The organism is Myceligenerans pegani (assembly GCF_014892515.1).
GTDB classification, from domain to species: Bacteria; Actinomycetota; Actinomycetes; order Actinomycetales; family Cellulomonadaceae; genus Myceligenerans; species Myceligenerans pegani.
Window position 1 is genome coordinate 49,828 of record NZ_JADBGR010000109.1, and the last position, 26,407, is coordinate 76,234.

Below are 26,407 nucleotides of genomic sequence, written 5' to 3' on the forward strand. Positions count from 1 at the left end.
CCCCCACGCCCCGACAACGGCCCGGTACCTGGTGCGAGCAGCCCGAACCCCGGACGATTCACCCAGGCATCGCCCAGGTGGGTAGATATGCTCACGACATGGCAACCAGCCGCAGAACCCGTCTCCGCCCGGAGGAACGCAGGGACCAGCTCGTGGCCCTCGGAGTGGCCACCCTGGCCAACCGCCCGCTCTCCGAGGTCACCGTCGAGGAGATCGCCGCCGAAGCCGACGTCTCGACGGGCCTCGTGTACTACTACTTCGGCTCGAAGAACGGGCTGCACCACGAGATCGTGCTGCGGGCCCGCGACTCGATGCTGCACGCGAGCGAGCCCAGGCCGGACCTCCCCCCGCTCGACCGCCTGCACGACACGCTCGAACGGCTGGTGAACTACGTCCGCGAGCACGGGCCGACGTTCTACTCCCTGGTGCGGGGCGCGGCGAGCGGTGACGAGGAGGTGCGGGAGCTCATCGAGAGCGCGCGACGCGAGCAGACCGAGCGCGCCGTCGTCGCCGTCACCGAGATGGGTGTCGAGGACACGCCCATGCTGCGCATGGCGCTGCGGTCGTGGGTGGCGCTGGCCGAGCAGGCGCTGGTCGACGGCGGCCTCAACACCGACATCCCGGCGGAGGAGCTCATCGCCTACCTGGAAAGCAGCATGTTCGGCGTGGTCAGCGCCACGGGGGCGCAGCTCGACGCGGGGCCGCTGGCGGCGACGACCTGACGGCGACGGGCGGCGACGGCGGGCTCAGAGCACCTTGGCCATCAGCAGACAAGGATTCTCGACCCACATGTCGGGGAATTCCTCGACCGGGAGGAATCCGACCGCCTCGTAGAAGGCCCGCGTCTGCTCGTATCCCGGGTCCGGGCTGGACGGTCCGAAGGTCTTGACCGTGAGGAGGCGCACGCCGCGGGCACGCATGTCGTCCTCGGCACGCCGCAGGAGGGCCCGCCCGATTCCCGTGCGGTGCAGCTTGCGCCGCACGGCGAGCAGGTGGACCTCGGCCGTGCTGTCGTACCGCGGGTCGAGGAGAAGGATGCCCGTCACGTCGTCGATGGGTACCCGCGTGCCGTCGACGACGCCCTCGCCGGGCCCCGCGTCGCCCGTGAAGCGGGTGTTCACGGCGAGATAGTTGGGAAACTTCCGGGCGGCTTCCTCATATTCGTCGGTGAACTTCTCGAGCCCGAACCATTCGGGCAGTTCGCCGAGAATGTCATGGGCAGCATCTGATCGGCCGCGCGTCCGCACAACGTCATAGGTCCCAATCACGCGCCTCAAGGTAGTACTCGATCGGGCTATTTACTATGCGCGTTAGTGGTAATTCCCTAAAGACACTTTTGCCCCTTTGCGACCCGTTGAGCGTCTTCCGCGGCATCCTGAAGAGCCCGCGCGCGCGGAGTCGGCCACAGGGCCGGCACTCACGGAGCCGACACAGCAGGCCGGCACAGGGCCGACAGCCGCGGCCGAACCGCAACCCGACGGGGCTGCGGTTCGGCGCTCCGGCGACCGTCGACAGGACGGCTCAGTTCCCGAACAGCTCCTGCAGCCAGTCCGGGATGTTGCCCGGGTCGGTCGGGTCGGAGCCGTTCGAGCCGGAGTCACCCGACTCCCCCTGTCCGGGCAGACCCTGCTGGCCCTGTCCCTGCTGCTCCTGGGCGAGCTCCTCGTCGTCGCGCATGGCGAGGCTCGTGTTCACCTGCCGCGTCTCGCCGTCGCGCACCACGGTCAGGGTGACCTCCTCGCCGACGGCGTGCTCCCGCACGAAGGCGGTGAGCGACTCGGAGCCGTTGACCGGGTCGTCGCCGATCGCGACGATCACGTCCCCCGGCTCGAGCCCGGCCTCCTCGGCCGGCGAACCCGCCACGACCTGCTCGACCTGCGCGCCGAGGCGGGTCACGCCGTCGGCCGTCGCCGTGCCGTCCGAGAGGGACACCCCGAGGAACGCGTGGTCGGCCGAGCCGTCGTCGATCAGCTGCTCGCTGACGCTGGACGCCAGGTTCGACGGGATCGCGAACCCGAGACCGATCGATCCGGACTGCTGCGTCGCGCTCGACAGCGTCAGGATGGACGAGTTGATCCCGATGACCTCGCCCGAGGCGTTGAACAGCGGGCCGCCCGAGTTCCCCGGGTTCACGGCGGCGTCGGTCTGCACGGCGTTCGTGACCACGACGTCGCCCCCGGAGCGCGACGACGCCGACACCGGGCGGTCGAGCGCCGAGACGATCCCCGTCGTGGCGGTGCCCGCGAGGCCCAGCGGGTTGCCGACCGCCATCACGGGGTCCCCCACGTCGACCGCGTTCGAGTCGCCGAGCGTCGCGGGGGACAGGTCGTCCGGGGCGTCCGTGAGCTGCACGACGGCGAGGTCCGTCGTCGGGTCCGTGCCCACGACGTCCGCCTCGAAGAGGCGCCCGTCGGCGAGGGTGACCTGGACCTGCTCGGCACCCGAGACGACATGGTTGTTGGTGAGGATGTGGCCGTCGGAGTCGATGATCACGCCGGAGCCCTCGCCCTCACCCTGCTGCGTGGCCACCTGGATCGACACCACCGATTCCGAGACCGCGGCCGTGACGGCCTGCCAGTCGGGGGCGTCACCGTTCGACGAGACCGGCACCGCCTGCTGCTCCGACCGGCCGACGTCCGCCAGCGACGCCGACTGCGTGTCGTCGTCCAGCAGCGCGATCGCGCCCGCCGTGCCCGCGCTCGCGAGGAGCGCGGCCACCGCCGCGGCGCTCACCACGGGGACCCAGCGGCGGTCCTTGCGGGGCGGCGTCGTCGCGCTCGCCGGGGCGGCGTAGGGGTTGCCGAACGCCGTCCCGATGTCCGACGACGGACCGTCGCCGGACGAGTGTGTCGCCTGCGGTCCGAAGCCGGCCGGCGCGTGCGCCGCGGGCGTGACCTCGGCTCCGCCGGTCACGTCCGGGGTCGGCGCCGGTGCGTGTGCCACGGGCGCGGGCCCGCCCGGGGCGGGAGTGGCCGGCAGTTGCGTCGTCGGCGCCCCGGCGGCCGGGACCTGCGCCGCCCGAGCCTCCGCGGCGGGGGTCGGGGCGGGAGTCTCCGGCTGCTCCGGCCGGTGCGGCGCGACGGCGTCGGCTGCCTCCGGCTCCTGGCCCTGCGGGGTGGTGGGGTTCTGCTCGGTGTTCACGGTGCCCTCCTTCATCCGTGAACCACTACACACCCGTTCTCTCAAGCGACCCTTGACCGTGCCTGTGAGTTCCCTGCGCGCGGCGGTGGTCACACGACGCCGCGGACGACGTCGGCCACGCGGTGGGCCAGGTCTCGTGCCTCGGCGTGGCGCGCGGCGCGCGGCACCTGCACCTCGATGACCTGCACGCCACGGCTGGGTGCCTGGAGCGCGTGCCGCAGGCTGGGCACGTCCTTCACGAGCTGGTGGTCGACGCCGTAGCCCGCGCAGAGCTGCGCGAGATTCGCGCCGTGCGGCGTGCCGAACACCCGCTCGAACCGGGCGCCCGCCGCGTCCGACGTCGCCGCCAGCTCGCCGTGCTCGAGGGTGGCGAAGATCGATCCGCCGTCGTCGTTCACCACGACGATCTCCAGGTCGACGGCGGGCTCGCCGGGGCCGCGCAGCAGGCCGCCGACGTCGTGCAGGAGCGTCAGGTCGCCCAGCAGCGCGCGGGTGCGCCGGCCCGCGCGCGCGGCGGCGAGCGCCACCCCGGTCGCGGTCGAGACGCTGCCGTCGATCCCGGCGAGCCCGCGGTTGGCGATCACGGCGGGGACGCTGCCGAGGTCGTCCGTGCCGAGCACGAGGTCGAGGTCGCGCACCGGATTCGACGAGCCGACGACGAGCACGTCGTCGTCCCCGAGGACCGTGGCGACGGCGCGGGCGACGGACAGCGCCGTCGGGCCGTCGGCGACCGCGTCGTCGCGGGTCACCTCGTCGATCACCGTGGCTGCGGCGCGGCCGGCTGCCTGCCAGCGCCGCAGCCAGTCGCCGTCCGCCTCGTCCCGCGGCTCGTACCATTCCGGGGCGAGGCCCGGCACCACCTGGGCGGCGTTGCGGGCGGCGTCGGGCCAGGGCAGGCCGCCGGGTGCGACGACGGTGACGACGACGTCGGGCCGGGACAGCATGCGTTGCACGGGGCGGGAGAGCGTGGGGCGGCCGAGCACGACGGCCTGCTGGATCTCCCCGGCGAGTCCGTCCTCGCCGAGCACCAGGCGGTACGCGGGGATCGCGTTCGCTCCCCCGCAGGCGCCCGACGACGGTTCGGCCAGCAGCGGCCAGCCCTGGGCCTCGGCGAGCCGCCGGGCCGCGGGCCCGGCGCCGTCACCGGCGACGACCACGGTGCGGCCGGGATGCCCGGGGAGTGCCGGGGAGGCGAGGTGCCGGACGGTGCCGGGGACGACGACGGTCACGGGCCGGCTCACGCCCGGGTCCTGGCGGAGGCCGGCGGACGGCCGGCCCGGTTCCGGGGCCACGGGGTCGGAACCGGGTTCGGCTGCGCCGCCGGAGCCGTCCGGGGCGGCCGGATGGCGGGGTTCGGCCTCGGCACGGGGTGCGGTGGTGGAAACGGCGGCGTCGGGCGCGGGGGTGGTCGCGGCGAGCTCGGGGTCCGGCGGAGGCGCGGCGGGGTGGAGGGGGTCGCGGTAGGAGAGGTTCAGGTGAACCGGGCCGGGCGTGCCGTCGCGCAGGCCGAGGGCGGCGGAGGCGGCCCGGGCCGCGAGGGCGGCGAGGTCGCGCGTCTCCGTCGCGCGGGTCGCGAGGTCCGTGCCCGACGGCGCGGGGACGTCGGCCTCGTACCGCACGGCCCCGGCGAAGATGCCGGGCTGGTGGGTGGTCTGCGACGCGCCCGTGCCGCGCAGTTCGTGCGGGCGGTCGGCGGTGAGCAGGATCAGTGGGACGCCGGTGTGGTGCGCCTCGAGCACGGCCGGGTGCAGGTTGGCGACGGCGGTCCCGGACGTGGTGATCACGGCGACGGGGTGCCCGACGAGGGGTGTGAGGAACCCGGTCGGCGCCCCCGCCTGGTCCGGTGACCCGCGATCGGGCTCCTCGTGGCCTCGATCCGCCGCGGGGTCGCCGTCCCTGGTCAACGCGCTGCCGCGGGAGAGTCCCAGGGCGAGGAATCCCGCCGTGCGCTCGTCGATCCGTACGTGCAGGGTGAGCCGGCCGGCCTCCGCGGCCTCGGCGGCGGCGTAGGCGAGGGGCGCGGACCGCGACCCGGGCGCCAGCACGACGTCGCGCACCCCGTGCGCGACGAGCTCGGAGATCAGGCCGCGCGCGGCGCAGACCGAGGCGGGGTTGTCAGGCATACGGCCAGGCTAGCGGCGCCGTCGCCGCCACGCCGCACACCGCGCCCGAGGCGGTCGCGAGCCCGGCCCGGGCGGTGCGGCACCCGCCGGCGCCGAGCACGAGGTGACGGCATGGTCCGTGTCGTTCTCTTGCAGCCGTTCGTGTGCGACTCGTCGGGCGTCGGCGACCGACCAGCCGATCGGAGAGGCCGGCGCGCACGAACTACGCTTCCCTCGTGAGTAGCACCGACCGAGCCGACACCCCGTCCGCGCAGCCGCAGCTCCCCCGCCAGGTCTCCCAGACCTTCGATCCACGGCGGTGGCGGGAGGTCACCGGGTTCGGGGACCTCACCGACATGACGTACCACCGCGGGCACGACCACGCGACGGGGCGTGACCTGCCCGTGGTGCGCGTCGCGTTCGATCGCGCGGACGTCCGCAACGCGTTCCGCCCGCACACCGTGGACGAGCTGTACCGCGTGCTGGACCACGCGCGCATGACGTCCGACGTCGGCACCGTCCTCCTCACGGGCAACGGTCCCTCGCCCAAGGACGGCGGGTGGGCGTTCTGCTCCGGCGGCGACCAGCGCATCCGCGGCCGGTCCGGGTACCGGTACACGACCGCGCCCGACGGCGGCGGCGAGATCGCCACGGCCGACGCCGTCGACCCGGCCCGTGCCGGCCGCCTGCACATCCTCGAGGTGCAGCGGCTCATCCGGACGATGCCGAAGGTCGTGATCGCCGTCGTGGACGGCTGGGCCGCCGGGGGAGGCCACTCGCTGCACGTCGTGTGCGACCTGACGATCGCGTGCCGGGAGCACGGGAAGTTCAAGCAGACCGACGCGAACGTCGGCTCGTTCGACGGAGGCTACGGCTCGGCGTACCTGGCCCGCCAGGTGGGGCAGAAGCGGGCGCGGGAGATCTTCTTCCTGGCCCGGGAGTACTCCGCCGACGACGCCGAGCGCTGGGGCGCGGTGAACGAGGTCGCGGACCACGCCGGCGTGGAGGATCTGGCGATCGACTACGCGCGCACCATCGCGACGAAGTCTCCGCAGGCGATCCGCATGCTCAAGTTCGCGTTCAACCTGCCCGACGACGGCATCAACGGCCAGCAGGTCTTCGCCGGCGAGGCGACCCGCCTGGCGTACATGACGGACGAGGCGGTCGAGGGCCGCGACGCCTTCCTGGAGCGCCGCGACCCGGACTGGAGCCGGTTCCCGTACTACTTCTGACTCCGACGGGACACGCCCGGGACTTCGACCGGACACACCCGGCGCTGCCCACCACTACCGACTCGGGTTCGTCAGGGTTTCGAATCCATCCGAACGGCCTCGAAAGATCTGCGAGGCCCTGCTGAGTCACCCCACAGCTGCCGTCAGGGCCTCGGTCAGAACTCGGCGGTCCGGTTTTCCCGGGCCGCGGAGCGGGATGGCGTCCGTGACGAAGACCCGGCGCGGGACCGCCGCCCGGCCCAGCCGGTCCGCCACCAGCAACCGCACTCGCTCGGCCAGCTCCGCCGGAGCGGGCGCCACCCGGGTCGGCGTCGTGGTCGGCCGGATGTCGAGTGGTCGGTCGGAGGTCGGTGCGGTCGGTCGCTCGGGCGACCGACCGCTCGACGTCGGGCCGACCACTCGACGTTCTGCCGACGGGCGGGCCAGGACCGCCGTCACCACCTGGCCCCATTCCGGGTCCGGGACTCCCACCACGCACACCTCGCCGAGCTCCGCCAGCGCCGCTTCCACCGCCGCGGGGGCGACGTTGACGCCGCCGGTGACGATGACGTCGTCGGCGCGGCCGAGGATCGTGAGGCGACCGTCGGCGTCGACGGCGCCGAGGTCGGAGGTGCGGAACCAGCGGGTGCCGTCCGGGTCGGTGCGGAAGACGGCGGCCGTGGCGGCCGCCTCCCCGAGGTAGCCCGTGGCGAGCACCGGACCGGAGATCTCGACGACGCCGGGCACCGAGCCTTGGGGGTCGCCCGGCCCGCCGGTCGCGGCCCCGGTGTCTCCCGTGTCGTCCGCGTCGCGTCCGACGGCGTCGCGGCCGGCGCTGTCGCGTCCGTCGTCCCGTCCAGCGTCGCGTGCGGTGTTGCGTGCGGTGTCGTTGCGTCCGGCGTCACGCCCGGCGTCGTCGCGTGCGAGGCGGACGCGCACGTCCGCCAGGGGAACGCCGTCGTACACGCAGCCGCCGCAGGTCTCGGACATCCCGTAGGTGGTGACGGCGCGGACGCCGGCGTCGCGGAGGCGGGCCAGGAGCGGGAGCGGGGTGGCGGCACCGCCGAGCAGGACGGCGTCGAAGCGGGCGAGCGTGTCCAGGCCGGCGGGTGCGCCGTCGTCGGCCGCCTCGACGAGGCGGTGGGCCTGGGTGGGCACGAGGGACACGTAGGCGCGGCTGCCGCCGTCGTCGGACAGGAACGCCCCGGCCGTGGCGGCGAAGCCGTCCGCGGTGAACGACCCGGCCGCTCCCCCGCCGACGCGCGTGCCGGCGACGACGGACCGCGAGATCACCTGGAGACCCGCGACATGGGTGGCGGGCAGCGCGAGGAACCAGCGGCCGGGACCGCCGAGGCGCTTGTGGGTCGCGGCGGCGGAGGCGCGGAGCGCGGTCGCGGACAGGGCGACCTCGCGGGGGATTCCGGTCGAGCCGGAGGTGCGGACCACGAGGGCGGTGCCGTCCGGCGGCGGGGCGTCGGCCAGGAGCGGCTCCGGCGCGTAGGGGGCGCCGCCGTCCAGGGCCCGGCGGATCGCCGCGGCGGCGTCCTCCAGCTCGTCTCGCACCCGGCCAGCTTACGAGGCGGCGCGCGGGACCCGGGCGGGCCCGGGAGAACATGCTTCACCTGCGGGTGAAACCCGCTAGGGTGGCGCCAGTCCCGGGGGGCGGCCGGGGAGGAGCAGCGAGCGCGGACCCGGAGGAGAGATGAGACGGACGCCGCGGCGGCAGCGCGCGGCCGGGGTGATCGCCCTGACCATGGTGGTGGCGATCGGGCTGAGCGCCTGCACCACGGCCTGGGGGCAGGACCTGGCCTGGCCGTGGGACGAGCCGGAGCCACTGCCCACGCCGACCGCGACGGCCCCGGCGAAGACCGCCGTCCGCAAGGCCGAGCCGCCGAAGCCCGTGCCGAAGCCGGTGTACTGGCCTCTCACGGGGACCCGGGGCAAGGAGGCGAAGATGCAGCACCCGGCTGTCTCGGTCAAGATCGAGAACTCGCCGGAGGCCCGCCCCACGCGCGGCCTGGAGCACGCGGACATCGTCTGGGAGGAGGTCGTCGAGGGCGGGATCACGCGCTTCGTCGCCACGTACCACTCGACCCTCCCGGACGCGGTCGAGCCGGTCCGGTCGGTGCGTCCGATGGACGCGGCGATCGTCGCGCCGATGAAGGGCATCCTCGCCTACTCGGGCGGCCAGCTCCCGTTCATCGACCAGGTGAACAGGGTGTCCACGCAGTCCGTGATCATGGACAAGGGCCACGCCGGGTTCTCGCGCGACCCGAGCCGCTCCGCACCGCACAACGTGATCGGTCGGCCGAAGGTGTTCCTGTCGCAGGAACGGGAGGACCTGCGGCTGTTCTCCCCGCCGCCGGCGCAGTTCGCCTACGCGCGGGAGAAGGGCGAGGTGTCCGCCGTGAAGAAGGGGCGCAAGGCGGGGACGCTCAAGGTCCGCCTGTCGAACCGGCAGACCACCAACTGGTACTGGGACGGCTCGAGCCACACCTATCGGCGCAGCGAGGGCGGTGCGCCCTCCATGTCGATGTCGGGCGCGCGGCACGCGGCGCGGAACGTCGTGGTGCTGCACGTGGACATGGTCTACACCCGGTACACCGACCCGAGCGGGGCACGCGTGCCCGAGACGAAGCTCGTCGGCTCCGGCGAGGGCTTCGTCGCCGCCGAGGGCAGGGTCGTGAAGGTGAGATGGAAGAAGGGACGGATCGGCGCCCCGATCACGCTCGAGCTCGCCAACGGCAAGGAGGCGCGGCTGGCGCCCGGCAACACCTGGGTCGAGCTGGTGCCCAAGGGGTCGGGCTCCTGGTCGGTTCCCTGATCGAGCGGTTGTCGCACCGGCCGCGGTGACCGGCGTCGCCGCTCGCCCGCCGTCGGACCGGGCCGCCCGCGGGAGACGCCGTCGGGCCCGGCCGGCTACGGGCCCGGCCGGGCGGCCACAGGCGCAGGTCAGAGCGCCAGACCGATCCCCAACAGCACGCCGTAGCCGAGCTCGAAGAGACCCGTGCCCGCCAGCACCGGGATGAGCAGCTTGCCGCGAGCGCCCGCGACGATCGGCAGCGTCAGCAGCGCCGCCGGCCCCAGGAGCAGCACCACGAGCAACGACCACGGCGCCCAGAACGCGCACGCCATGCCGAGCAGCACGGGGATCCAGAGCAGCCCGAGGTACACCCGCCGCGCCCGGAAGTCCCCGATCCGCACCGCCAGCGTCCGCTTCCCCGCCAGCACGTCGCCCGGGATGTCCCGCAGGTTGTTCACCATGAGCAGCGCACACGCGATGAGCCCGACGCCTACCGCACCCAGCAGAGCGGGCCACGTGACGACGTCGGCCTGCGTGTACGTGGTGCCGAGCACCGCGACCAGGCCGAAGAACACGAAGACCGCGACCTCGCCGAACCCCGCGTACCCGTACGGCCTGCGGCCACCCGTGTAGAGCCAGCCCGCCAGCACGCACACCGCGCCGACGGCGAGCAGCCACCAGTGCCCGCTCACCGCGCAGAGCGCCAGACCGAGGACACCCGCCACCCCGAACGCGCCGAACGCGGCGTACTTCACCGACCGTGGTGCGGCGGCGCCGGAGGCCGTCAGCCGCATCGGGCCCACCCGGTCGACGTCGGTGCCCCGCACGCCGTCCGAGTAGTCGTTGGCGTAGTTCACACCCACCTGCAGCGCGAGGGCGACGCCCAGCGCGAGCCACGCCGGCAGCCACGCGGCCGAGTCCACCTGCGCGGCCGCGCCCGTACCCACCATCACCGGCGCGGCCGCGGCCGGCAGGGTGCGGGGGCGAGCCCCGGAGATCCACTCGGCGGCTGTCGCCATGCGTGCGCTCCTTGGTGTCGATCTGGCCTGAGATGTCGTCCGGCGTGGTCAACGAGCCCGCGCGGGCCCCGGTTCCACGAAAGCGTCAGGCGCGGTGGTGCCGACCGGGTCCACGGCGGCGGACGGTCACTCGGTCGCCCGGTCGACGACGGCGTCCTCGTGGGCGGCGTCCGCCTCGGCCACCGAGCCACCCGTCCCGGCACGACGGCGCTCGCGGCGGTCCGCCAGCCACGCCGCGGCGGCGTCGCGCGGACCGTGCAGCAGCACGTACGACAGGGCGAACGCGGCGACGGCGGCGACTCCGACGAGCAGCCAGCTCCGCAGGCCGGCAAGGTACAGCAGCCCGAGCGAACCCGCGAACAGGGCGAGGCGGAGCACGGTGTAGATCAGGAAGGGCACCCCACCATGGTAGGTGTCCGGTCCGCCCGCACGGACCGCGCGGCCCAGGTTCGCGGCCGAGGTTCACTGCGGGCGGACGCGCGGAAGGAGACTCGCGGGCCCCGGAGCGATTAGCCTCTCCGACGTGCGTCCCCTTCTGCTCGGAGTCCTGTACGTCGCTCTCGTCGTGTACACGCTGGTCGATGTGGCCCAGTCCGACGACGACGTGCGCCACGGCATCCCCAAGTCCGTCTGGGTCGTGGCGATCGTCCTTCTACCGCTGGTCGGCTCGATCGCCTGGCTCGTCCTGGCCTTTATCGCACGCCGTCGTCGGGGACGCGCGGCCGCGGCCCCGTGGGAGCGCGCGAGCGGCAACGCGCCGACGCCGGCCCGGCCGCCCGCCGACGTGCCTCCGGCTGGCCCCGAGGACGATCCCGAGTACATGTGGCTCCTGGAGCAGGCCCGGCGCAAGAGGGAACGCGAGGAACGCCGCCGCGGCGATCAGCCGGACGAGTCGCCCGACGACGAACCACGCTCGGACCGCCCGCAGAACGGCAACCGCCCGAACGACCCCTCGGACTGACCGCCCCGGATCGTCCTCGGTGAGCCGGCTCACGGCCAACTCTCAGGTTTGGCGACCTACGCTGGAAGCATGTTGATCCGCGTGGTCCTCCCGATCCTGGCCGTGGGACTCCTCGTCTACGCGCTCGTCGACGTGCTCGGCGCGCCGCCGCAGGAGCGCGCCGGGCTGCCTCGCTGGGCCTGGGTCCTCATCGTGCTCGTCCCGGTGCTCGGCCCCGCGGCATGGATCTATGTCCGCACCGTCGTCCGCCACACGGGCCGCCTCGATCGCTGACCCCGGTCGGGACCTATTCGAGTCCCGAGTAGGAGTGCTTTCCGTTGAAGATCAGGTTCACCCCGGTGAAGTTGAACAGCACGCAGGCGTACCCGGCCACGACGAACCAGGCCGCCCGCCGCCCGGACCACCCGCGCGTCGTCCGCGCGTGCAGGTAGGCCGCGTAGACGACCCAGACCACGAAGGACCAGACCTCCTTGGGGTCCCACCCCCAGTAGCGCCCCCACGCGTCCTCGGCCCAGATCGCCCCGCCGATGATCGTGAAGGTCCACAGCACGAACGCGACCGCGTTCAGCCGGAACGACAACGCCTCCAGGGCGTTCGTCGACGGCGTGTGATCGAGCCAGCCCCACCCGGCGAGCCACGGCGTGCCCTCGTCGCGAGCGTCCCGCAGGAGCTGCAGCACCGACGTCACGAAGGCCACGGTGAAGATCCCGGTCGCCAGGATCGCGACACCGACGTGGATCACGAGCCAGTAGTTCTGCAGCGCCGGCTGCACGCCCGTGGCCGCCACGAAGAACGCGTTCTGCGCCAGCACGAGGAACATGGCGCCGAGCCCGGTGACGAACGCCCCGAGGAACCGCGCCTCGCGGACCACGCAGACGCCCACGAACACGGCCACCGCCACGAACGTGCCCACCAGCGTGAACTCGTACATGTTCGCCCACGGGGTGCGGCCGGACGCGATCCCCCGCAGCACGATCGCGACCAGCAGCATCCCGGCGGCCAGCCACGACAGGGACATCCCGATCCCGGCGCCCTTCCGAGAGGGGCCGCCGGCAGGAGCGTCGCTGCCGGGCCCGTAGGCCGGCGCCGGGCCGCCCGGTTCTCGCGCCGGCCCGGCGTCCGCCGTCGTTCCCGACGGTGCCGCGCGGACGGACGCGGCCGCGCCGGCCCCGACCTTCTCGCGCGCCGCGTCCCGCGCCGCGACGCGCGCTCCGGAGAGCCGCGCCAGGTCCACCGCGAACGCGACCATCGCGATCGCGAGCGCCGTGGCGGCCGCCCACACGAGCAGCACGCTCAGGTTCGCCATCTCCATGTCTCAGTCCTTCGTCGTCTCGTTCTCCGGCGTCGCCACCGGCAGCACCGACATCGCCCGGTCCACCTCGCCCTGCAGCCCGGTATCGTCCCCGCGCGCCAGCCCCGCGGCCTCCACCACAGTAGCCCCGCTGTCCGACACGAACGCCCGCACCCACACCCGCCGTCGCGGCGTGAACAGGCTCAGGGCGAGCCCGCCGAGCGCGAGCAGGGCGAACGTCAGCACGAAGCCGAGCGACGGGTCGTGCCGCAGGTCGAGGGCCACGTAGCGCGGCACCTCCGCGCCGAGCGTCACGGTGCCGAGGCCGTCCGGCAGGTCCACGGTCTCGCCGGGCCGTACCAGCAGCTTGACCCGCTCCCCGGCCTCGTCGACCGAGGGCGTCAGCGACGCGGTGTCGAGCTGGTACACGTTCCGCGGCACGCCCTCGTCCAGTCCCAGGTCGCCGCGGTACACCTCGAGCACGAGCAGCGGGTCGAGGGGCTGGGGGAACGTGGAGCGGGCGGCGCCGTCCTCGTCCACGACCGCCGTGGGCAGGAAGTACCCGATCAGCCCGATCTGGTCGCCCCCCGACACGTCCGGCACCTTCACCACGCCGCGTGACGTGTACATCTGGTCCTCGGGCAGGAAGGGCACCCGCTGGGAGAACGCGACCTCGCCGGCGGCGTCGGTCACGGTGATCTCGGGGGCGAAGCCGTTGCCCTGGAGGTAGATCTTCGCGCCGTCCGTGACGAGCGGGTGGTTCACCTTGATCTGCTCGGCGCGCCGCGTGCCGTCGGGCTCGGTCACGGTGACGTGTGCCGTGAAGTCCCTGGCCTGCGCGAACGCCACGGTCTCACTCGCGAACTCGGAGTCGAACGCGTCGAGGGTCATGGAGAACGGCACGAGCGACGAGGCCTGGAACCAGGAGCCCTTGTCGAAGGTGTCGTAGTCGACGACGGCGTTCGCGAACCCGCGCCCCTCCGTGACGATCGCCTGTCCCCGGTAGTGCAGCATCTGGCCCATCGCCACCGAGACCAGCAGTCCCAGCAGCGCCAGATGGAAGAGCAGGTTCCCCGTCTCGCGCAGGTAGCCGCGCTCGGCGCTGACCGTGTGCGCCTCCGGCCGGCCCGCCCGCGCGGGCTCGGTGCGCCGGTCCACGCGGAAGGTGGGCAGGTGGCGCGGGCCGCGCAGCTTCGTCGCGACCAGCCCGACGACGTCGTCGGGCGAGAGATCGGTGGCCAGGCTCGCCCGGGCCGGGAACCGCGCGAATCGCGAGGGGACACGCGGCGGCCGGGCCCGCAGCGCCCGCCAGTGCGCCCCGGTGCGGGGCACGATGCACCCCACCAGCGACACGAACAGCAGCAGGTAGATCGCCGAGAACCACACCGATGTGTACACGTCGAAGAAGCCGAGCCGGTCCAGCCACTCGCCGAGGTCGGGATGGTCGCCGAGGTACTCCGCGACGGCGCCGGGATCCTGGCCGCGCTGGGGCAGCACCGACCCGGGCACGGCCGCGACGGCGAGCAGCATGAGCAGCATGAGCGCCACGCGCATCGAGGTGAGCTGCCGCCACGTCCACCGCAGCATCCCGACGACGCCGATCCCCGGCGCCGCGGGCCTCCGGCCGTCCTCGTCCCCGCCGGCCGACGACGGTCCCGCCGTCCCCGCGTCCTCGGCGAACTCGTCGTCGATCCCGTGGGGCACGTAGCGTCCCCGGGACCGCGAGCCGTGCGTCCGTGCCGGGGCGGAAGGACGGCGCGGCGGCCCCGCGGCGGGACCGGCCGCCTCGGCCGGCTCCCGGTCCTCGGGGCGGGAGTGGCCGGTGCGGGAGCGACCGGGGGAGCCGGGCACGCCGGCGTCCGGCTTCGCGTCGTCCGCCATCAGAGGACCGTCTCGAATCCGTTGATCCAGGACTGGAGGGAGGCCGTCAGCACGGCCCACAGTCCCGTGACCAGGGCCAGGCCGATCGCCACGAGGAGGGCCCCGCCCGCGCGCATCACCGCGAGGCGGTGCCGGCGCAGGAAGCCCATCATCCGGTCGGACCCCGTCGCGCCCAGCGCCACCAACAGGAACGGCACGCCGAGGCCCACGCAGTAGGCGACGCCGAGCAGCGCTCCCCGCCACAGGGACGCCTCGTCGAGGGCCAGCGCCTGCACGGCGGCGAGGGTCGGGCCCATGCACGGCGTCCAGCCCAGCCCGAACACGATGCCCAGCACCGGCGCACCCCACAGGCCCGTCCGCGGGGTGAGGTGCAACCGCGCCTCGCGCTGCAGCCAGGGAACGAGACCCATGAACGACAGCCCCAGCAGGATCACCACGACGCCCAGCACGCGGAACAGCACGTCGTCCCAGCGCACCAGGTAGACCCCCACGGCACCGGCCGCCGCCATCAGCGTCACGAACACCACCGTGAACCCGGCGACGAACAGGGCGACCCCGGCGAGCACCCGGCCCCGCCCGGTCGCGACCGCGAGGTCCGTGACCGCCGCGCCCGCGGCCGTCGTCGTACCGGATCCGCCCGCGCCACCCGCGACCGCCGTCGTCCGTGACGGCCCCGCCGGGCCCGCGGCGGCGGCCGACATGCCGCTCACGTAGCCGATGTATCCCGGCACGAGCGGCAGCACGCACGGTGACGCGAACGAGACCAGGCCGGCGAGGACCGCCACGGGAATCGCGACGAGCAGCGAACCGCTGAACGCGAGCGAGCCGGCGTCCATCAGGCGTCCTCCGCGAGCACGTCGTCGACGAGGGTCTCCAGCGTGGAGCGCTCGACCTGCCCGATGACGCGCGCGGCCACCATGCCCTCGCCGTCGAGCACGACGGTGGTGGGCACGGCCTGCAGCGGCACGACGCCGGACAGATCGGCGATCACGCGGCCGTCGCGGTCCTCCAGGCTGGGGTAGGGGGTGTCGAAGGTGCGCTCGAAGGCCTGGGCCGTGGCGGCGTCGTCCTCGGTGTTGATGCCCAGGAAGTGCACGCCGTCGTCCTCGTACGCGTTCGCGAGATCGGTGAGGTCGGGCGCCTCGGCGCGGCACGGCGGGCAGCCGGCGTACCAGGTGTTGAGGACGACGACGTCGCCGGCCCAGTCGGCGGTGCTGCGCTCCTCGCCGGTGAAGTCGTCGCCGGTGATCTCGACGGGCCCGCGACGGTCGCCGACGTCCCAGCTCTGCACCGAGCCGTCACCGGAGACGTACCCCTGGCCGGCGACGTCGCCGGCACCGGAGTCCGCGGCGGCGGTGCAGGCGGCGAGTGTCGCCGCGGCGGTCGCGGCGAGCAGCGCGGCGGCGAGGCGGGGGGCACGACGCCGCGGAGCGTGCGAGGTCCCGGCGGGGCCGGGCCCGGTCGTGGCTCGGCGATCCGTCGTGCCGGCAGGCGGAACGGCCCGGGCGGGGGCGGCGGTCACCGGGTTCATGCGCCGGGGAGCTGCTTGACGCCGTCGTACAGGTCGGCGACCGGCTCGGTGTAGTGCAGGGCGGTGAACCGGTCGTCCTCGAACCGCAGGGAGGTCAGGGAGGCGAGGTTGCACTGCCGGTGGCGGGGGTTGTGCCAGAGCCGACGGCCCTCCAGGGAGCAGCGGATGAGCCACACGGGGAGCTGGTGGCTGACCAGCACCGCCTCGTGCCCCTCGGCGGCCTGCCGGGCCGACTCGACGGCGGCGCGCATCCGCCGCACCTGGTCCGTGTACGGCTCGCCCCACGACGGCCGGAACGGATTCCACAGATGCTTCCAGTGCGCGGGCTGCCGCAGCGCGCCGTCACCCACGCCGAACCGCTTGCCCTCGAAGTGGTTCTCGGCCTCCAGCAGGCGGTCGTCGGTGCCGAGCTCCACGCCGAACGCCTGCGCGATCGGCGTGGCTGTCTCCTGTGCCCGCTGCAGCGGGGAGGCGATCACCACGGTGACATCGCGCCCGGACAGGTGCTTCGCGACGCGGGCCGCCATCTCCTGGCCCCGTTCCGAGAGGCGGTAGCCGGGCAGGCGCCCGTACAGCACGCCCTCCGGATTGTGGACCTCGCCGTGACGGAGCAGGTGGACGGTGGTGGAGACCATGACCCTCAGTGTCCCACCGGATCCTGTGTGGTTCGCCCACCGGCGACGTGGCGTGAGCCACTGCCCCGGCGATTTTCCCGGACTCGCCGGAAGTCGCGGGATCGCGCGGCTGATGGGTGCCTCGCCGTAGCGTCCGAAGGGCTGATCTCTTGTTTTCGCCGCCGGAACGAGGTGTCCCCCGTTCCCCGGGGCGAACCGATTTCAGGAGGACCCCGTGAATGCCCCGTCGAACGCCTCTCCGTCGCCCGTCGCGACGCCCCCGGTCGTCCCCCGGTCCCACAGCATGGTGGCCCGGCTCGTCGCCGAGTTCCTCGGCACCTTCATCCTGGTCTTCGGCGGTGTCGGGACGGCACTGTTCGCCGCGAACTTCCCCGACCCGGAGAACAACACGCTCGGCGTCGGGTTCCTCGGCGTCGCGCTCGCGTTCGGCCTGACGGTCGTGGCGGGCGCGTACTCGATGGGGCCGATCTCGGGCGGGCACTTCAACCCGGCCGTGACCCTCGGCGTCGCGGCCGCCGGGCGGTTCGCCTGGCGAGACACCGGCGGCTACGTCCTGGCGCAGCTCGTGGGTGGCCTCGTCGCCACGAGCGCGCTGGCGGCGATCCTCGCCGGCGCCGACGGTGCCCTCGCCGCCGCCCGCGACGGCGGGTTCGCCTCGAACGGCTACGGCGAGCTCTCGCCGGGCGGCTACGGGATCGGCTCGGCGATGCTCGTCGAGGGGATCCTGACCGCGGTCTTCCTGTTCGTCATCATCGGCGCGACGGCGAGGATCGCCGCGCCCGCCATGGCCGGTCTGGCGATCGGTCTCACGCTCACGCTGATCCACCTGATCTCCATCCCGGTGACGAACACGTCGGTGAACCCGGCGCGTTCGCTCGCCGCCGCGGTCTACGGGGGCGGGGAGTGGCTGGGACAGGTGTGGCTGTTCTTCGTGTTCCCGATCCTCGGCGCGCTGGTCGCCGGGTTCGCCTACAAGGCGCTGTTCGGAGCCGCGGCCGCCGAGGGCTGAGCGCGCGGCGGAGACCGACGGCGTGTGGTCGGGGAATCTCCGGGTGGTCGCGCAAGCGCTTGACCGACCATCCGGAGACGCCCCGACCACACGCCTGTTCGCGCGCCGGCCGTCAGCAGGCGCGCGGGTCGCCCGTCAGCTCATGGCGGGCGGCCGCGCCGATCTTGCCCATGATCCGGCCGAGCGCCTGCATCTCCTCCGGGTCGAGGATGTCGACCAGCAGACGGCGCACCGCGCGCACGTGCCCGGGCGCGGCGGCCACGAGGGCGGCGTACCCGAGGTCGGTCATCCGGCAGTTCACGCCGCGCCGGTCCCCGTCCGCGGGGCACCGGCTCACCAGTCCGCGCTGCTCCATCCGCGCGACGGTGTGCGTCAGTCGGCTACGGGACAGCACGAGGCCGTCCGCGAGCGCCGACATGCGCTGGGTGCGGTCGGGTTGTTCGGAGAGCTGCACCAGCAGGGTGTACTCCCCCAGGTTCAGGTCGAGCTCGGCGTCGTGCGCGGCGCTGAGCGCCTCCCAGAACCTGGCGTTGCCCACCACGAAGGACCGCCAGGCCGCCTGCTGACCGTCATCGAGCCAGTGCACGCCGTTCGTCTCGCCCATACCTTGCCGGCCTCCTCGGATGCTGTACCAGCGCTGCGCTGTCGCCTCGCGGTCCGGGCGGATCACGCCCGGCCTGGGAATACTTTACGGAGCAGAGTATGTTGGCCCCGATGTTGTAGTTGAGATCTCAACTATCTCATCGCCGGGGCCACCGCCCCGGATGCCGACACCTCATCACGACACAGGAGAAACACCATGGCCACCCAGCTTCCCGCCGGCGTCACCGCGGGCACCTACGAGATCGATCCCGCGCACTCCACCGCCGCGTTCTCCGTGCGGCACGCGGGCATCGCGAAGGTCCGCGGCACGATCGACATCACGTCGGGCACCATCACGGTGGGCGACGACGTCGAGTCCTCGAGCGTCATCGCCGAGCTCGACGCGAAGTCGGTCAGCACCGGCGACTCGGGCCGGGACCAGCACCTCGTCAGCAAGGACTTCTGGGGCGCCGACGAGAACCCGTCGTGGACGTTCCGGTCCGGCGCCGTGACGCTCGACGGCGACGACATCACCGTCACCGGCGACCTGACCATCAACGGCATCTCCAAGCCCGTGGAGCTGAACGGCGAGTTCACCGGCACGGCGAAGGACCCGTTCGGCAACGACCGCGCGGGCTTCGAGGCGAGCACGGAGATCAACCGCAAGGACTTCGGCATCACCTGGAACGCCGCGCTCGAGGGCGGCGGCGTCCTGGTCGGCGAGAAGGTGAAGATCACCCTGGACGTCTCGGCCATCGCCAAGGGCTGAGGCCCCTCTTCTCTCTCCCCCAGCCCGCCCGGGCCACCGTCCAAGCCGCCGGGTGGCGAGAGGGGGCGGCCGAGACGACGAGGTGCCGTGCTCGGACCTATCTTTCCCGAAGTGGAGGGCCCCTGGGGCCCGTGAACGAGTCCGAGCACGGCACCTCGTCGTCTCGGCCGCCCCCTCTCGCCACCCAGCACTCACGGATGCACGATCAGCCACGTCGCCACCGCCGGCCGCACACCGGCGTTCCGGACCCGGTGCGGAACGGAGCACGGGTAGCTGATCGAGTCCCCGGCCGCCAGCACGACCTCGTCGTCCGCCAGTTCCACGGTGAGCTCACCCGTGACGACGTTGCCGATCTCGTAGCCCTCGTGCTTGAACAGTCCGGCGTCGCCCAGCGTGGCCGTGGCGCCCGGCGGGTAGACGGACTCGAAGAAGTCGAGGCCGGGGGTCGGGTTCGGCGAGAGACGCCGGAAGGACACGCCGCCGTCGAGGGTCACCGGCGACACCTCCCAGGCCCTCGTGACCGCGACTCCCGCGTGCTCCAGCTCTGCGGCCCCCCGCGGACCGGCCGCGACGTCCGGCGGTTCGAACACGTCGGCCAGTGACACCCCGAGCGCGTCCGTGATGGCAAGCAGCCGGACCACCGAGGGCCGCATCACGTCCCGCTCGATCTGCGACACGGCGCTGGCGGAGATCCCCAGGGTCGCGGCGAGCCCGCGTGCCGAGACACCGCGCGCCTCACGCAGTGCACGGAGCCGGGCGCCGAGTGACGGTTCGGAGGACACGGCCGCATCGTACGGTCGAGCCGGGCCCGAGCACGGCCTGCCGGCGCGACACGCCGGGCGACACGCCCGGCCGTTCCGGCCATAACATCCGTGAAGTCATTACTGAACACGACCCTTACCTTCTGGTGACACGCGGGAAACCGCGCGGGAGCCGTTAACCCATAGCTTCATGGGCACGATCCCCTCCCCCACCCGGAAGGCACGGCTCATGACCGAGAACACGGAGGTGTCGGCGCCCATGGCCGCCGCACCGTCCAGCCCACCCAGCACGCCCCCACCGAGCGAGTACGACCTGGTGGAGGCGGCGGGCCACCCGACCGGCTCCGGCAACGTCAAGCCGTCCTACGATCCCAGGCTCGCCAACGAGGACCTGGCGCCCCTGCGGGAACAGAAGTGGTCGGCGTACAACATCTTCGCGTTCTGGATGTCCGACGTGCACAGCGTGGGTGGCTACGTCACCGCCGGCAGCCTCTTCGCTCTCGGCATCGCGAGCTGGCAGGTGCTCCTGGCCCTGCTGGTCGGCATCGTCATCGTGCAGGTGTTCACCAACCTCGTCGCGAAGCCCAGCCAGGTCACCGGCGTGCCCTATCCCGTGATCAACCGGGCGGTCTTCGGGGTCAAGGGCGCCAACATCCCCGCGATCATCCGCGGGCTCATCGCCGTCGCCTGGTACGGCGTCCAGACGTTCCTGGCGGCCGAGTCGCTGAACATCGTCTTCCTCAAGTTCATTCCCGCGGCGGCGGCGCTCGTCGAGCCGTCCTTCCTCGGCCTCAGTGCGCTGGGCTGGATCTCGTACGTGATCCTCTGGCTCGCCCAGGCGGCGGTCTTCTGGAACGGCATGGAGACGATCCGCCGGTTCATCGACTGGGCCGGTCCCGCGGTCTACGTCGTCATGATCGTGCTCGCCGTCTACCTGGTCTCCGAGGCCGGCTGGTCGAACATCAGCCTCAGCCTCGCCGAGGGCGAACCGCTCGGCGGCTGGCAGCAGCTCGGCGTGTTCTGCACGGCCGTCGCCATCGTCGTCTCGTACTTCTCCGGGCCGATGCTGAACTTCGGCGACTTCGCCCGGTACGGCCGCTCGTTCGACGCCGTCAAGAAGGGCAACCTGCTCGGCCTCCCCGTGAACTTCCTGTTCTTCTCGCTGCTCACGGTCGTCACGGCCTCCGCGACCATCCCCGTCTTCGGCGAGCTCATCACGGACCCCATCCACACGGTCGAGCGGATCGACACGCCGTTCGCGATCCTCCTGGGCGGCCTGACCTTCGTCACGGCAACGGTCGGTATCAACATCGTCGCCAACTTCATCTCCCCCGCGTTCGACTTCTCCAACGTGGCGCCGCAGAAGATCAGCTGGCGGATGGGCGGCATGATCGCCGCCGTCGGCTCCGTGATCCTGCTCCCCTGGAACTGGTACGACGACGCCGACGCGATCCACTACACGCTCGGCGTGCTGGGCGCGCTGATCGGACCGCTCTTCGGCATCCTCATCGCGGGGTACTACGTCGCGGCCCGTCAGCGCATCCGGGTCGACGACATGTACACGATGTCCGGGACCGGAACCTACTGGTACCGGAACGGCTACAACCCCAACGGCGTCCTGGCGATCTTCCTGGCCGGTGTCCCGACCGTCCTGATCGGCGTCCTGCCCAAGCTGATCGCGGACCTCGGCGGGTTCGACGTCTCCTGGATCGGCAACTGGACCTGGTTCATCGGCTGCGGGCTGGGCTTCGGGGTGTTCTGGGCCCTGGAGCGCCGCAACCCGCAGGTGCCGTCGTTCGACGACGCCACCGAGGGCGTGTCCGACGGCGCGACCGGGGTCACCGCATGAGGCGGCGCCCGTGCTGATCCGCGTGATCAACCCGAACACCTCCCGGGCGATGACCGACAAGATCGGCCGCACCGCCCGGGAGGTGGCCGGCCCCGGGGTCGACGTCGTCGCGACGTGCCCGACCCCGGGCGAGGGGCCGGCCGCCGTCGAGAGCCATACCGACGAGGCGTGGGCCGCGCTGACCGTGGCCCGCGACGTCGCCGACGCGCGGGCCGACGGGTTCGTCGTCGCCTGCTTCGGCGACCCGGGAGTCGACGCGGCGCGAGAGCTCACCACGGGGCCCGTCATCGGCATCGCCGAGGCGGCGATGCACGTGGCCACCCTCGCGGGCCGGTCGTTCGCCGTCGTCACCACGCTGTCCCGGACCCTGGGCCGGGCGCAGGACCTGGTACGGCGCCACGGCTTCGGGGACGCCTGCGTCGCGTCGTACGCCGCGGACGTCCCCGTCCTCGACCTCGAGGAGCCGGCGTCGGCCGCCCACGAGTCGATCGCCGCCCTGGCCGAGCGCGCCGTGCGCGTGGACGGCGCCGACACCGTCGTCCTCGGCTGCGCCGGGATGACGGACCTGTGCGCGGACCTCACCGAGCGCGTCGGTGTCCCGGTGATCGACGGCGTCGCCGCGGCCGTCGGCCTCGTCGCCGGGATGGTCCGCATGGGCGTGGGCACGAGCAAACGCGACGAGTACGCGCCTCCCCCGCGGACGGCACCGCGACTCACCCGTCGGTGAGAATGGGCGGATGGGTGAGTCTTCTTCCGAGCGCACCTCGCGGCGTGGGCGGCGGCCGGCCGGGCAGGACGCCCGGGCCGCGATCCTCGCCGCGGCCCGGGCCGAGTTCACCGAGCGCGGGTACGTGGCCGCGTCGGTGCGTTCCGTCGCCCGGCGGGCCGGCGTCGACCCCGGAACCGTGCGCCACTGGTACGGCGACAAGGCCAGGCTCCTCTCCGCCGCGCTCGGCCTCGGCGAGATCTCGCCGACGGAGATCGTCCGGCAGGCGGTCGAGGGCCCGCTCGACACGGTCGGGGAGCGCCTGCTCCGCGCGGCGCTGACCATGTGGGACGACGCCGGACCCGAGCCACTGCGCATCGCCCTGCCGGCCGTCCTGTCGGACCCGGAGCTGCGCGCGCTCATGCCCCAGTTCCTCCTCGCCGAGATCCTCGGGCCCATCGCCCGCCGGCTGCCCCCCGGCGAGGCCGCGCTGCGGGCGAACCTGCTCGGCACCCAGATGGTGGGCCTGATGATGGCGCGCTACGTCGTCGGACTCGAACCCATCGCCTCGCTCCCGGCCGACGCCGTCGTGGCCGCCGTCGCCCCCACCCTGCAGCGGTACCTGACGGGCGAACTGCCCGAGGCGGCCGCCGTCGGCGCCTGATCGCCGGGCGATCGCACCACGACGGCGATCGCCCGTCGGAAGGGCGCCGACGACGCCGGGCGACAGCGGACCGGCCTCCACCCCTTGCGCGGCCCGGTGAGGCAGGAGCATAATTCCTCACATGAGGAAAAATCTGCCGGGAGCACCACCCGTGGCCATCCGGGTCGCGGGACTGCGTGTCGTGCGTGGCGGGCGCACGATCATCTCCGGCCTGGACGTCGATGTGCCCGCCGGCTCCGTCGTCGGGTTGCTCGGGCCGTCCGGGTCCGGCAAGACGACGCTGATGCGTGCGGTCGTCGGCGTGCAGGACAGGGTCTCCGGGACCGTCGAGGTCCTGGGCGAGCCGGCGGGTTCGCCGTCGCTCCGCCGCCGCGTCGGCTACGTCACGCAGGACGCGAGCGTGTACACGGACCTCACGGTCGCGCAGAACCTGGACTACTTCGCCGCGCTCGCCGGGGTGCCGTCGCGCGGGCGGAAGGCGGCCGTGGCCGCGGCGATGTCCGACGTCGACCTCGGCGGGCACGAGAAGCAGCCCGTCCGGACGCTCTCCGGCGGGGAACGTTCGCGCGTGTCGCTGGCGGCGGCGCTCGTGGCGGACCCGGAGCTGCTCGTGCTGGACGAGCCCACCGTCGGCCTGGACCCCGTGCTGCGGCGCGACCTGTGGGACACGTTCCGGCAGCTCGCGGCGTCCGGGAAGTCGCTCCTCGTGTCCTCGCACGTGATGGACGAGGCGACGCAGTGCGACCGGTTGCTGCTGCTGCGCGAGGGCGGACTGGTCGCCGACATCACACCCGGGGCGTTGCTGGAGGAGACCGGCGCGCCCGATGCCGAGCGGGCGTTCCTCGCCCTGATCGACGCGGCGAACGCCGCAGGCGCGGAGCCGCCGGCAAGAGAGGTGCGTGGGCGGTCGACCGGCGGCGTCCACGAACCCGTGGCGGCTGACCGTGGCCCGGCCGGCGGCGTCGCACCCGGTACTGCCGCGACCGATGGCACACGCGAGGAGGACGCACGATGAACCTGACCTTCGCGACCGCCGGTCGCGTGCTCGCCCAGCTGCGTGCGGACAGGCGGACGATCGCGCTCATCGTGGTGCTGCCGTGCCTGCTCATCGGGCTGATCGCGTGGATGTTCGAGGACAACGAGATGGTGCTGGACCGGTTCGGCCCGGTGCTCGTGGGGATCTTCCCGCTCATCGTGATGTTCCTGGTCACGAGCGTGGCGACGCTGCGTGAGCGGCAGTCGGGAACGCTGGAGCGCCTGATGACGACCCCGATCCGCAAGGGCGACTTCGTGGCGGGCTACGCGCTCGCGTTCGCGGTGCTGTCCCTGCTCCAGGCGGTGGTCGTGGTGGGCTGGTCCGTCTGGCTCGGGATGGACGTCGAGGGGCCGCTGTGGCTGGTGTTCGTGGTGGCGGTGCTGGTCGCGATCCTGGGCTGCACGCTGGGCCTGGGGGCGTCGGCGCTGGCCCGGACGGAGTTCCAGGCGGTGCAGATGATGCCCGCGATCGTGCTGCCGCAGCTCATCACCTGCGGCCTGCTCATGCCGCGCGATCAGATGCCCGAGATCCTGGAGTGGCTGTCGCGGGTACTGCCGCTCACCTACGCGGTGGACGCCATGCAGAACCTGGCGGCCGGTGAGGAATGGGAGGGGATCCAGGGCTCGGTGGGCGTGATCGGCCTGTTCATCGTCGGCGCGGTGGTCCTGGGGGTGCTGACGCTACGCCGCCGCACGGCGTGAACGACGAAGGGCCCGGCCGTGAGGCCGGGCCCTTTCAAGTCACTTCTTGTTGCGGCGCTGGTGGCGCGTCTTGCGAAGCAGCTTGCGGTGCTTCTTCTTGGCCATACGCTTGCGACGCTTCTTGATGACGGAGCCCATGAGGTCCTCACTTGTCTGTGCTGGTCGGGCAGCCCGACACCGGGCCGCGACGGACGTGATCCACGGTTGGTCCCGCGGACATACGCCGACCAACACGAGAAAGAGTCTGCCGATCAGGATAACGGCAGATCCGACCACACCAGTAATCGGGCGGACCCTGAGTGACCAGCGCAACCGGTCCCGGGCCGCCGGAAGGGTAGCGAAGACACGAGGACGCGAAACGGCCGCCGCCGGAAACCGGTAGCGACGGCGGCCGACGCCGAGGAACGAGGCGTCGCGTCGACGGAGCCCGGCGGCGGCAATGCCCGGCGCCCGCAGGGGCTGAGCCCGGCGGCTCCGGAAAACAGAGCTCCGGAAAACACTCTCAGTCGTGGTGCGGGTCCAGGCCCAGGAGGGGGAAGACCGACTTGCGGGTCGCCTGGACCGCGCGGTCGATCGGATCGGCCGGGTCCCAGCCGTCCTTCCAGGAGCGCCACGGGACGGGCTCGGCCGAGCCCAGCGTCCTGGCCGGCTCCATCTCCGAGACCTCGAGGGCGACCGCGCGCCAGTCGGCGGGCAGCGGCATCCCGGCCGCGAGCGGCGCGTGCGCGGCCTCGGCGACGAGCGACGCCCACACGAGGGGGACGACGTCGACCACCGCGTACCCCCCGCCGCCGAGCGCGAGCCAGCGCCCGCCCGCCAGTTCGTGTGCCAGGGCGTGCACCCACTGCTGCGCGGTGCGCTGCGCGTCGACGGAGACGTCGAGGTGCGCGAGCGGATCGTTGCCGTGCGCGTCGCAGCCGTGCTGCGAGACGATGGCGTCGGGCCGGTGCTCGCGGACCACGGCCGGCACGACGGCGTCGATGGCACGCAGCCAGGCCGCCCCGTCCGTCCTCGGGGGCAGCGAGACGTTCACCGCGGTGCCCTCGGCACGCCCGGCGCCGACGTCGGCCGCGTAGCCGGTCCCGGGGAACAGCGTCCGGCCGTCCTGGTGCACGGACACCGTCAGCACGCGGGGGTCCTCCCAGAAGGCCGCTTCCACGCCGTCGCCGTGGTGCGCGTCGAGGTCGATGTACGCCACCCGGTCCGCGCCGAGGTCGAGGAGCCGCCGGACCGCCGCGGCGGCGTCGTTGTAGACGCAGAATCCCGCGGCCGAACCGCGTCGCGCGTGGTGCATGCCTCCCGCGACGTTCACGCCGTGGCTGATCTCGCCTCGCCAGACGGCCTCGGCGAGGGACACCGATCCGCCGACCTGACGCGCGGCGGCGTCGTGCATGCCGAGGAACAGGGGATCGTCCTCGGTCCCGAGGCCCCGGGCCGGGTCCGGCTCCAGGGCCGTGGACGCGCGCTTGACCGCGGTCAGGTAGTCGGCGTCGTGCACCGTGCGCAGCGTGTCGTCGGAGGCCGGCTCGGCGTCTCCGAACTCGAGCGCGGGGAGCTCCGGGAGGCCGAGGGCACGGATGAGCCGCATTGTCAGATCGAGCCGGACGGGGGCCATGGGGTGGCCGGGCCCGAAGTCGTACTCGAGGAGTTCCGGGCTCCAGGCCAGTCGGGCGCGGTGCACGCGTCCACCGTAGCCGAGATCGTTGCTCCGGCATGCAGCCGTTCACCGGGGTACGCCGGGGCCTGCCCGCGTCC

Annotated in this window: 27 protein-coding genes; 12 read left to right on the forward strand and 15 right to left on the reverse strand. The window is 73.1% G+C overall.

Annotated features, from left to right (window positions below; translation table 11 throughout):
- Positions 1-98 precede the first annotated feature (98 nt).
- Positions 99-722, forward strand: coding sequence for a TetR/AcrR family transcriptional regulator (locus tag IIE03_RS23220; protein WP_192865168.1), 624 nt, complete (start codon positions 99-101; stop codon positions 720-722).
- A 24-nt stretch (positions 723-746) separates the two neighbouring features.
- On the opposite strand, the gene IIE03_RS23225 is transcribed toward IIE03_RS23220, so the two are convergent.
- The 3 genes from IIE03_RS23225 to menD all read right to left on the reverse strand — a co-directional run bounded on the left by IIE03_RS23225 (position 747) and on the right by menD (position 5,264).
- Positions 747-1,268 carry a GNAT family N-acetyltransferase gene (locus tag IIE03_RS23225; RefSeq protein ID WP_192865169.1) on the reverse strand — a complete coding sequence of 174 codons (522 nt, stop codon included), beginning with the start codon at positions 1,266-1,268 and terminating at the stop codon, positions 747-749.
- 253 nt (positions 1,269-1,521) lie between these two features.
- Complete coding sequence (locus tag IIE03_RS23230; RefSeq protein WP_318843142.1) at positions 1,522-3,141, reverse strand: trypsin-like peptidase domain-containing protein; 1,620 nt, start codon at positions 3,139-3,141, stop codon at positions 1,522-1,524.
- Positions 3,142-3,230: 89 nt separating this feature from the next.
- The gene (gene menD / locus IIE03_RS23235; protein WP_192865171.1) at positions 3,231-5,264 is read right to left on the reverse strand and encodes a 2-succinyl-5-enolpyruvyl-6-hydroxy-3-cyclohexene-1-carboxylate synthase; all 2,034 of its coding nucleotides are present in this window, start codon (positions 5,262-5,264) and stop codon (positions 3,231-3,233) included.
- Positions 5,265-5,479: 215 nt separating this feature from the next.
- Between menD and IIE03_RS23240 the strand changes: the two genes are divergently transcribed.
- Positions 5,480-6,475, forward strand: coding sequence for a 1,4-dihydroxy-2-naphthoyl-CoA synthase (locus IIE03_RS23240; protein ID WP_192865172.1), 996 nt, complete (start codon positions 5,480-5,482; stop codon positions 6,473-6,475).
- 126 nt (positions 6,476-6,601) lie between these two features.
- On the opposite strand, the gene IIE03_RS23245 is transcribed toward IIE03_RS23240, so the two are convergent.
- Positions 6,602-8,017 (reverse strand): AMP-binding protein, encoded by a 1,416-nt coding sequence (locus IIE03_RS23245; protein WP_318843143.1) that lies wholly within the window; start codon positions 8,015-8,017, stop codon positions 6,602-6,604.
- A gap of 139 nt (positions 8,018-8,156) precedes the next feature.
- Between IIE03_RS23245 and IIE03_RS23250 the strand changes: the two genes are divergently transcribed.
- Positions 8,157-9,278 (forward strand): DUF3048 domain-containing protein, encoded by a 1,122-nt coding sequence (locus tag IIE03_RS23250; protein ID WP_192865173.1) that lies wholly within the window; start codon positions 8,157-8,159, stop codon positions 9,276-9,278.
- Between the two features lie 128 nt (positions 9,279-9,406).
- On the opposite strand, the gene IIE03_RS23255 is transcribed toward IIE03_RS23250, so the two are convergent.
- The gene (locus IIE03_RS23255) at positions 9,407-10,276 is read right to left on the reverse strand and encodes a 1,4-dihydroxy-2-naphthoate polyprenyltransferase (RefSeq protein WP_192865174.1); all 870 of its coding nucleotides are present in this window, start codon (positions 10,274-10,276) and stop codon (positions 9,407-9,409) included.
- A gap of 126 nt (positions 10,277-10,402) precedes the next feature.
- The gene (locus IIE03_RS23260; RefSeq protein WP_192865175.1) at positions 10,403-10,675 is read right to left on the reverse strand and encodes a DUF4229 domain-containing protein; all 273 of its coding nucleotides are present in this window, start codon (positions 10,673-10,675) and stop codon (positions 10,403-10,405) included.
- Positions 10,676-10,799: 124 nt separating this feature from the next.
- On the opposite strand from IIE03_RS23260, the gene IIE03_RS23265 reads away from it, so the two are divergent.
- Both IIE03_RS23265 and IIE03_RS23270 read left to right on the forward strand, forming a co-directional pair.
- A complete protein-coding gene (locus IIE03_RS23265) occupies positions 10,800-11,237 on the forward strand; it encodes a PLD nuclease N-terminal domain-containing protein (RefSeq protein ID WP_192865176.1) in 438 nt (145 codons plus the stop codon).
- 69 nt (positions 11,238-11,306) lie between these two features.
- On the forward strand, positions 11,307-11,510 hold the full coding sequence (locus tag IIE03_RS23270) for a PLDc N-terminal domain-containing protein (RefSeq protein WP_192865177.1): 204 nt from the start codon (positions 11,307-11,309) through the stop codon (positions 11,508-11,510).
- 13 nt (positions 11,511-11,523) lie between these two features.
- Here IIE03_RS23270 and ccsB read toward each other — a convergent pair whose 3' ends face one another.
- From ccsB to IIE03_RS23295, 5 genes are read right to left on the reverse strand one after another with little or no spacing between them, the layout of a single operon-like run.
- Complete coding sequence (gene ccsB / locus IIE03_RS23275; protein ID WP_192865178.1) at positions 11,524-12,549, reverse strand: c-type cytochrome biogenesis protein CcsB; 1,026 nt, start codon at positions 12,547-12,549, stop codon at positions 11,524-11,526.
- Between the two features lie 3 nt (positions 12,550-12,552).
- On the reverse strand, positions 12,553-14,409 hold the full coding sequence (gene resB / locus IIE03_RS23280) for a cytochrome c biogenesis protein ResB (protein ID WP_192865179.1): 1,857 nt from the start codon (positions 14,407-14,409) through the stop codon (positions 12,553-12,555).
- The gene (locus tag IIE03_RS23285) at positions 14,409-15,245 is read right to left on the reverse strand and encodes a cytochrome c biogenesis CcdA family protein (protein ID WP_192865180.1); all 837 of its coding nucleotides are present in this window, start codon (positions 15,243-15,245) and stop codon (positions 14,409-14,411) included. Before IIE03_RS23285 ends, resB begins: the two co-directional genes overlap by 1 nt.
- On the reverse strand, positions 15,245-15,940 hold the full coding sequence (locus IIE03_RS23290) for a TlpA family protein disulfide reductase (RefSeq protein ID WP_192865181.1): 696 nt from the start codon (positions 15,938-15,940) through the stop codon (positions 15,245-15,247). The genes IIE03_RS23285 and IIE03_RS23290 overlap by 1 nt, the downstream gene beginning before the upstream one ends.
- Positions 15,937-16,575: a histidine phosphatase family protein gene (locus IIE03_RS23295; RefSeq protein WP_192865182.1), complete on the reverse strand. Its 639-nt coding sequence runs from the start codon at positions 16,573-16,575 to the stop codon at positions 15,937-15,939. Before IIE03_RS23295 ends, IIE03_RS23290 begins: the two co-directional genes overlap by 4 nt.
- 214 nt (positions 16,576-16,789) lie before the next feature.
- On the opposite strand from IIE03_RS23295, the gene aqpZ reads away from it, so the two are divergent.
- Complete coding sequence (gene aqpZ, locus IIE03_RS23300) at positions 16,790-17,584, forward strand: aquaporin Z (protein WP_408632865.1); 795 nt, start codon at positions 16,790-16,792, stop codon at positions 17,582-17,584.
- A 112-nt stretch (positions 17,585-17,696) separates the two neighbouring features.
- On the opposite strand, the gene IIE03_RS23305 is transcribed toward aqpZ, so the two are convergent.
- The gene (locus IIE03_RS23305) at positions 17,697-18,188 is read right to left on the reverse strand and encodes a MarR family winged helix-turn-helix transcriptional regulator (protein ID WP_192865183.1); all 492 of its coding nucleotides are present in this window, start codon (positions 18,186-18,188) and stop codon (positions 17,697-17,699) included.
- A 195-nt stretch (positions 18,189-18,383) separates the two neighbouring features.
- Between IIE03_RS23305 and IIE03_RS23310 the strand changes: the two genes are divergently transcribed.
- Positions 18,384-18,935 carry a YceI family protein gene (locus tag IIE03_RS23310; RefSeq protein ID WP_192865184.1) on the forward strand — a complete coding sequence of 184 codons (552 nt, stop codon included), beginning with the start codon at positions 18,384-18,386 and terminating at the stop codon, positions 18,933-18,935.
- A gap of 191 nt (positions 18,936-19,126) precedes the next feature.
- On the opposite strand, the gene IIE03_RS23315 is transcribed toward IIE03_RS23310, so the two are convergent.
- Positions 19,127-19,717 (reverse strand): helix-turn-helix domain-containing protein, encoded by a 591-nt coding sequence (locus IIE03_RS23315; protein WP_192865185.1) that lies wholly within the window; start codon positions 19,715-19,717, stop codon positions 19,127-19,129.
- Positions 19,718-19,925: 208 nt separating this feature from the next.
- Between IIE03_RS23315 and IIE03_RS23320 the strand changes: the two genes are divergently transcribed.
- The 5 genes from IIE03_RS23320 (at position 19,926) to IIE03_RS23340 (ending at position 24,652) form a co-directional block, all read left to right on the forward strand.
- Entirely contained in the window at positions 19,926-21,545 is a 1,620-nt protein-coding gene (locus tag IIE03_RS23320) for an NCS1 family nucleobase:cation symporter-1 (protein ID WP_225998236.1), read from the forward strand.
- Positions 21,546-21,555: 10 nt separating this feature from the next.
- Positions 21,556-22,272, forward strand: a complete 717-nt coding sequence (locus IIE03_RS23325) for an aspartate/glutamate racemase family protein (protein ID WP_192865186.1) — start codon at positions 21,556-21,558, stop codon at positions 22,270-22,272.
- A gap of 10 nt (positions 22,273-22,282) precedes the next feature.
- Positions 22,283-22,915, forward strand: coding sequence for a TetR/AcrR family transcriptional regulator (locus IIE03_RS23330; RefSeq protein WP_192865187.1), 633 nt, complete (start codon positions 22,283-22,285; stop codon positions 22,913-22,915).
- Between the two features lie 121 nt (positions 22,916-23,036).
- Positions 23,037-23,930: an ABC transporter ATP-binding protein gene (locus tag IIE03_RS23335; protein ID WP_192865188.1), complete on the forward strand. Its 894-nt coding sequence runs from the start codon at positions 23,037-23,039 to the stop codon at positions 23,928-23,930.
- Positions 23,927-24,652: an ABC transporter permease gene (locus IIE03_RS23340; protein ID WP_192865189.1), complete on the forward strand. Its 726-nt coding sequence runs from the start codon at positions 23,927-23,929 to the stop codon at positions 24,650-24,652. The genes IIE03_RS23335 and IIE03_RS23340 overlap by 4 nt, the downstream gene beginning before the upstream one ends.
- A 39-nt stretch (positions 24,653-24,691) precedes the next feature.
- On the opposite strand, the gene IIE03_RS23345 is transcribed toward IIE03_RS23340, so the two are convergent.
- Positions 24,692-24,790, reverse strand: coding sequence for a 30S ribosomal protein bS22 (locus tag IIE03_RS23345; protein WP_003792170.1), 99 nt, complete (start codon positions 24,788-24,790; stop codon positions 24,692-24,694).
- Positions 24,791-25,154: 364 nt separating this feature from the next.
- Positions 25,155-26,333 carry an acetoin utilization protein AcuC gene (locus IIE03_RS23350; RefSeq protein WP_192865190.1) on the reverse strand — a complete coding sequence of 393 codons (1,179 nt, stop codon included), beginning with the start codon at positions 26,331-26,333 and terminating at the stop codon, positions 25,155-25,157.
- Between the last annotated feature and the right edge of the window lie 74 nt (positions 26,334-26,407).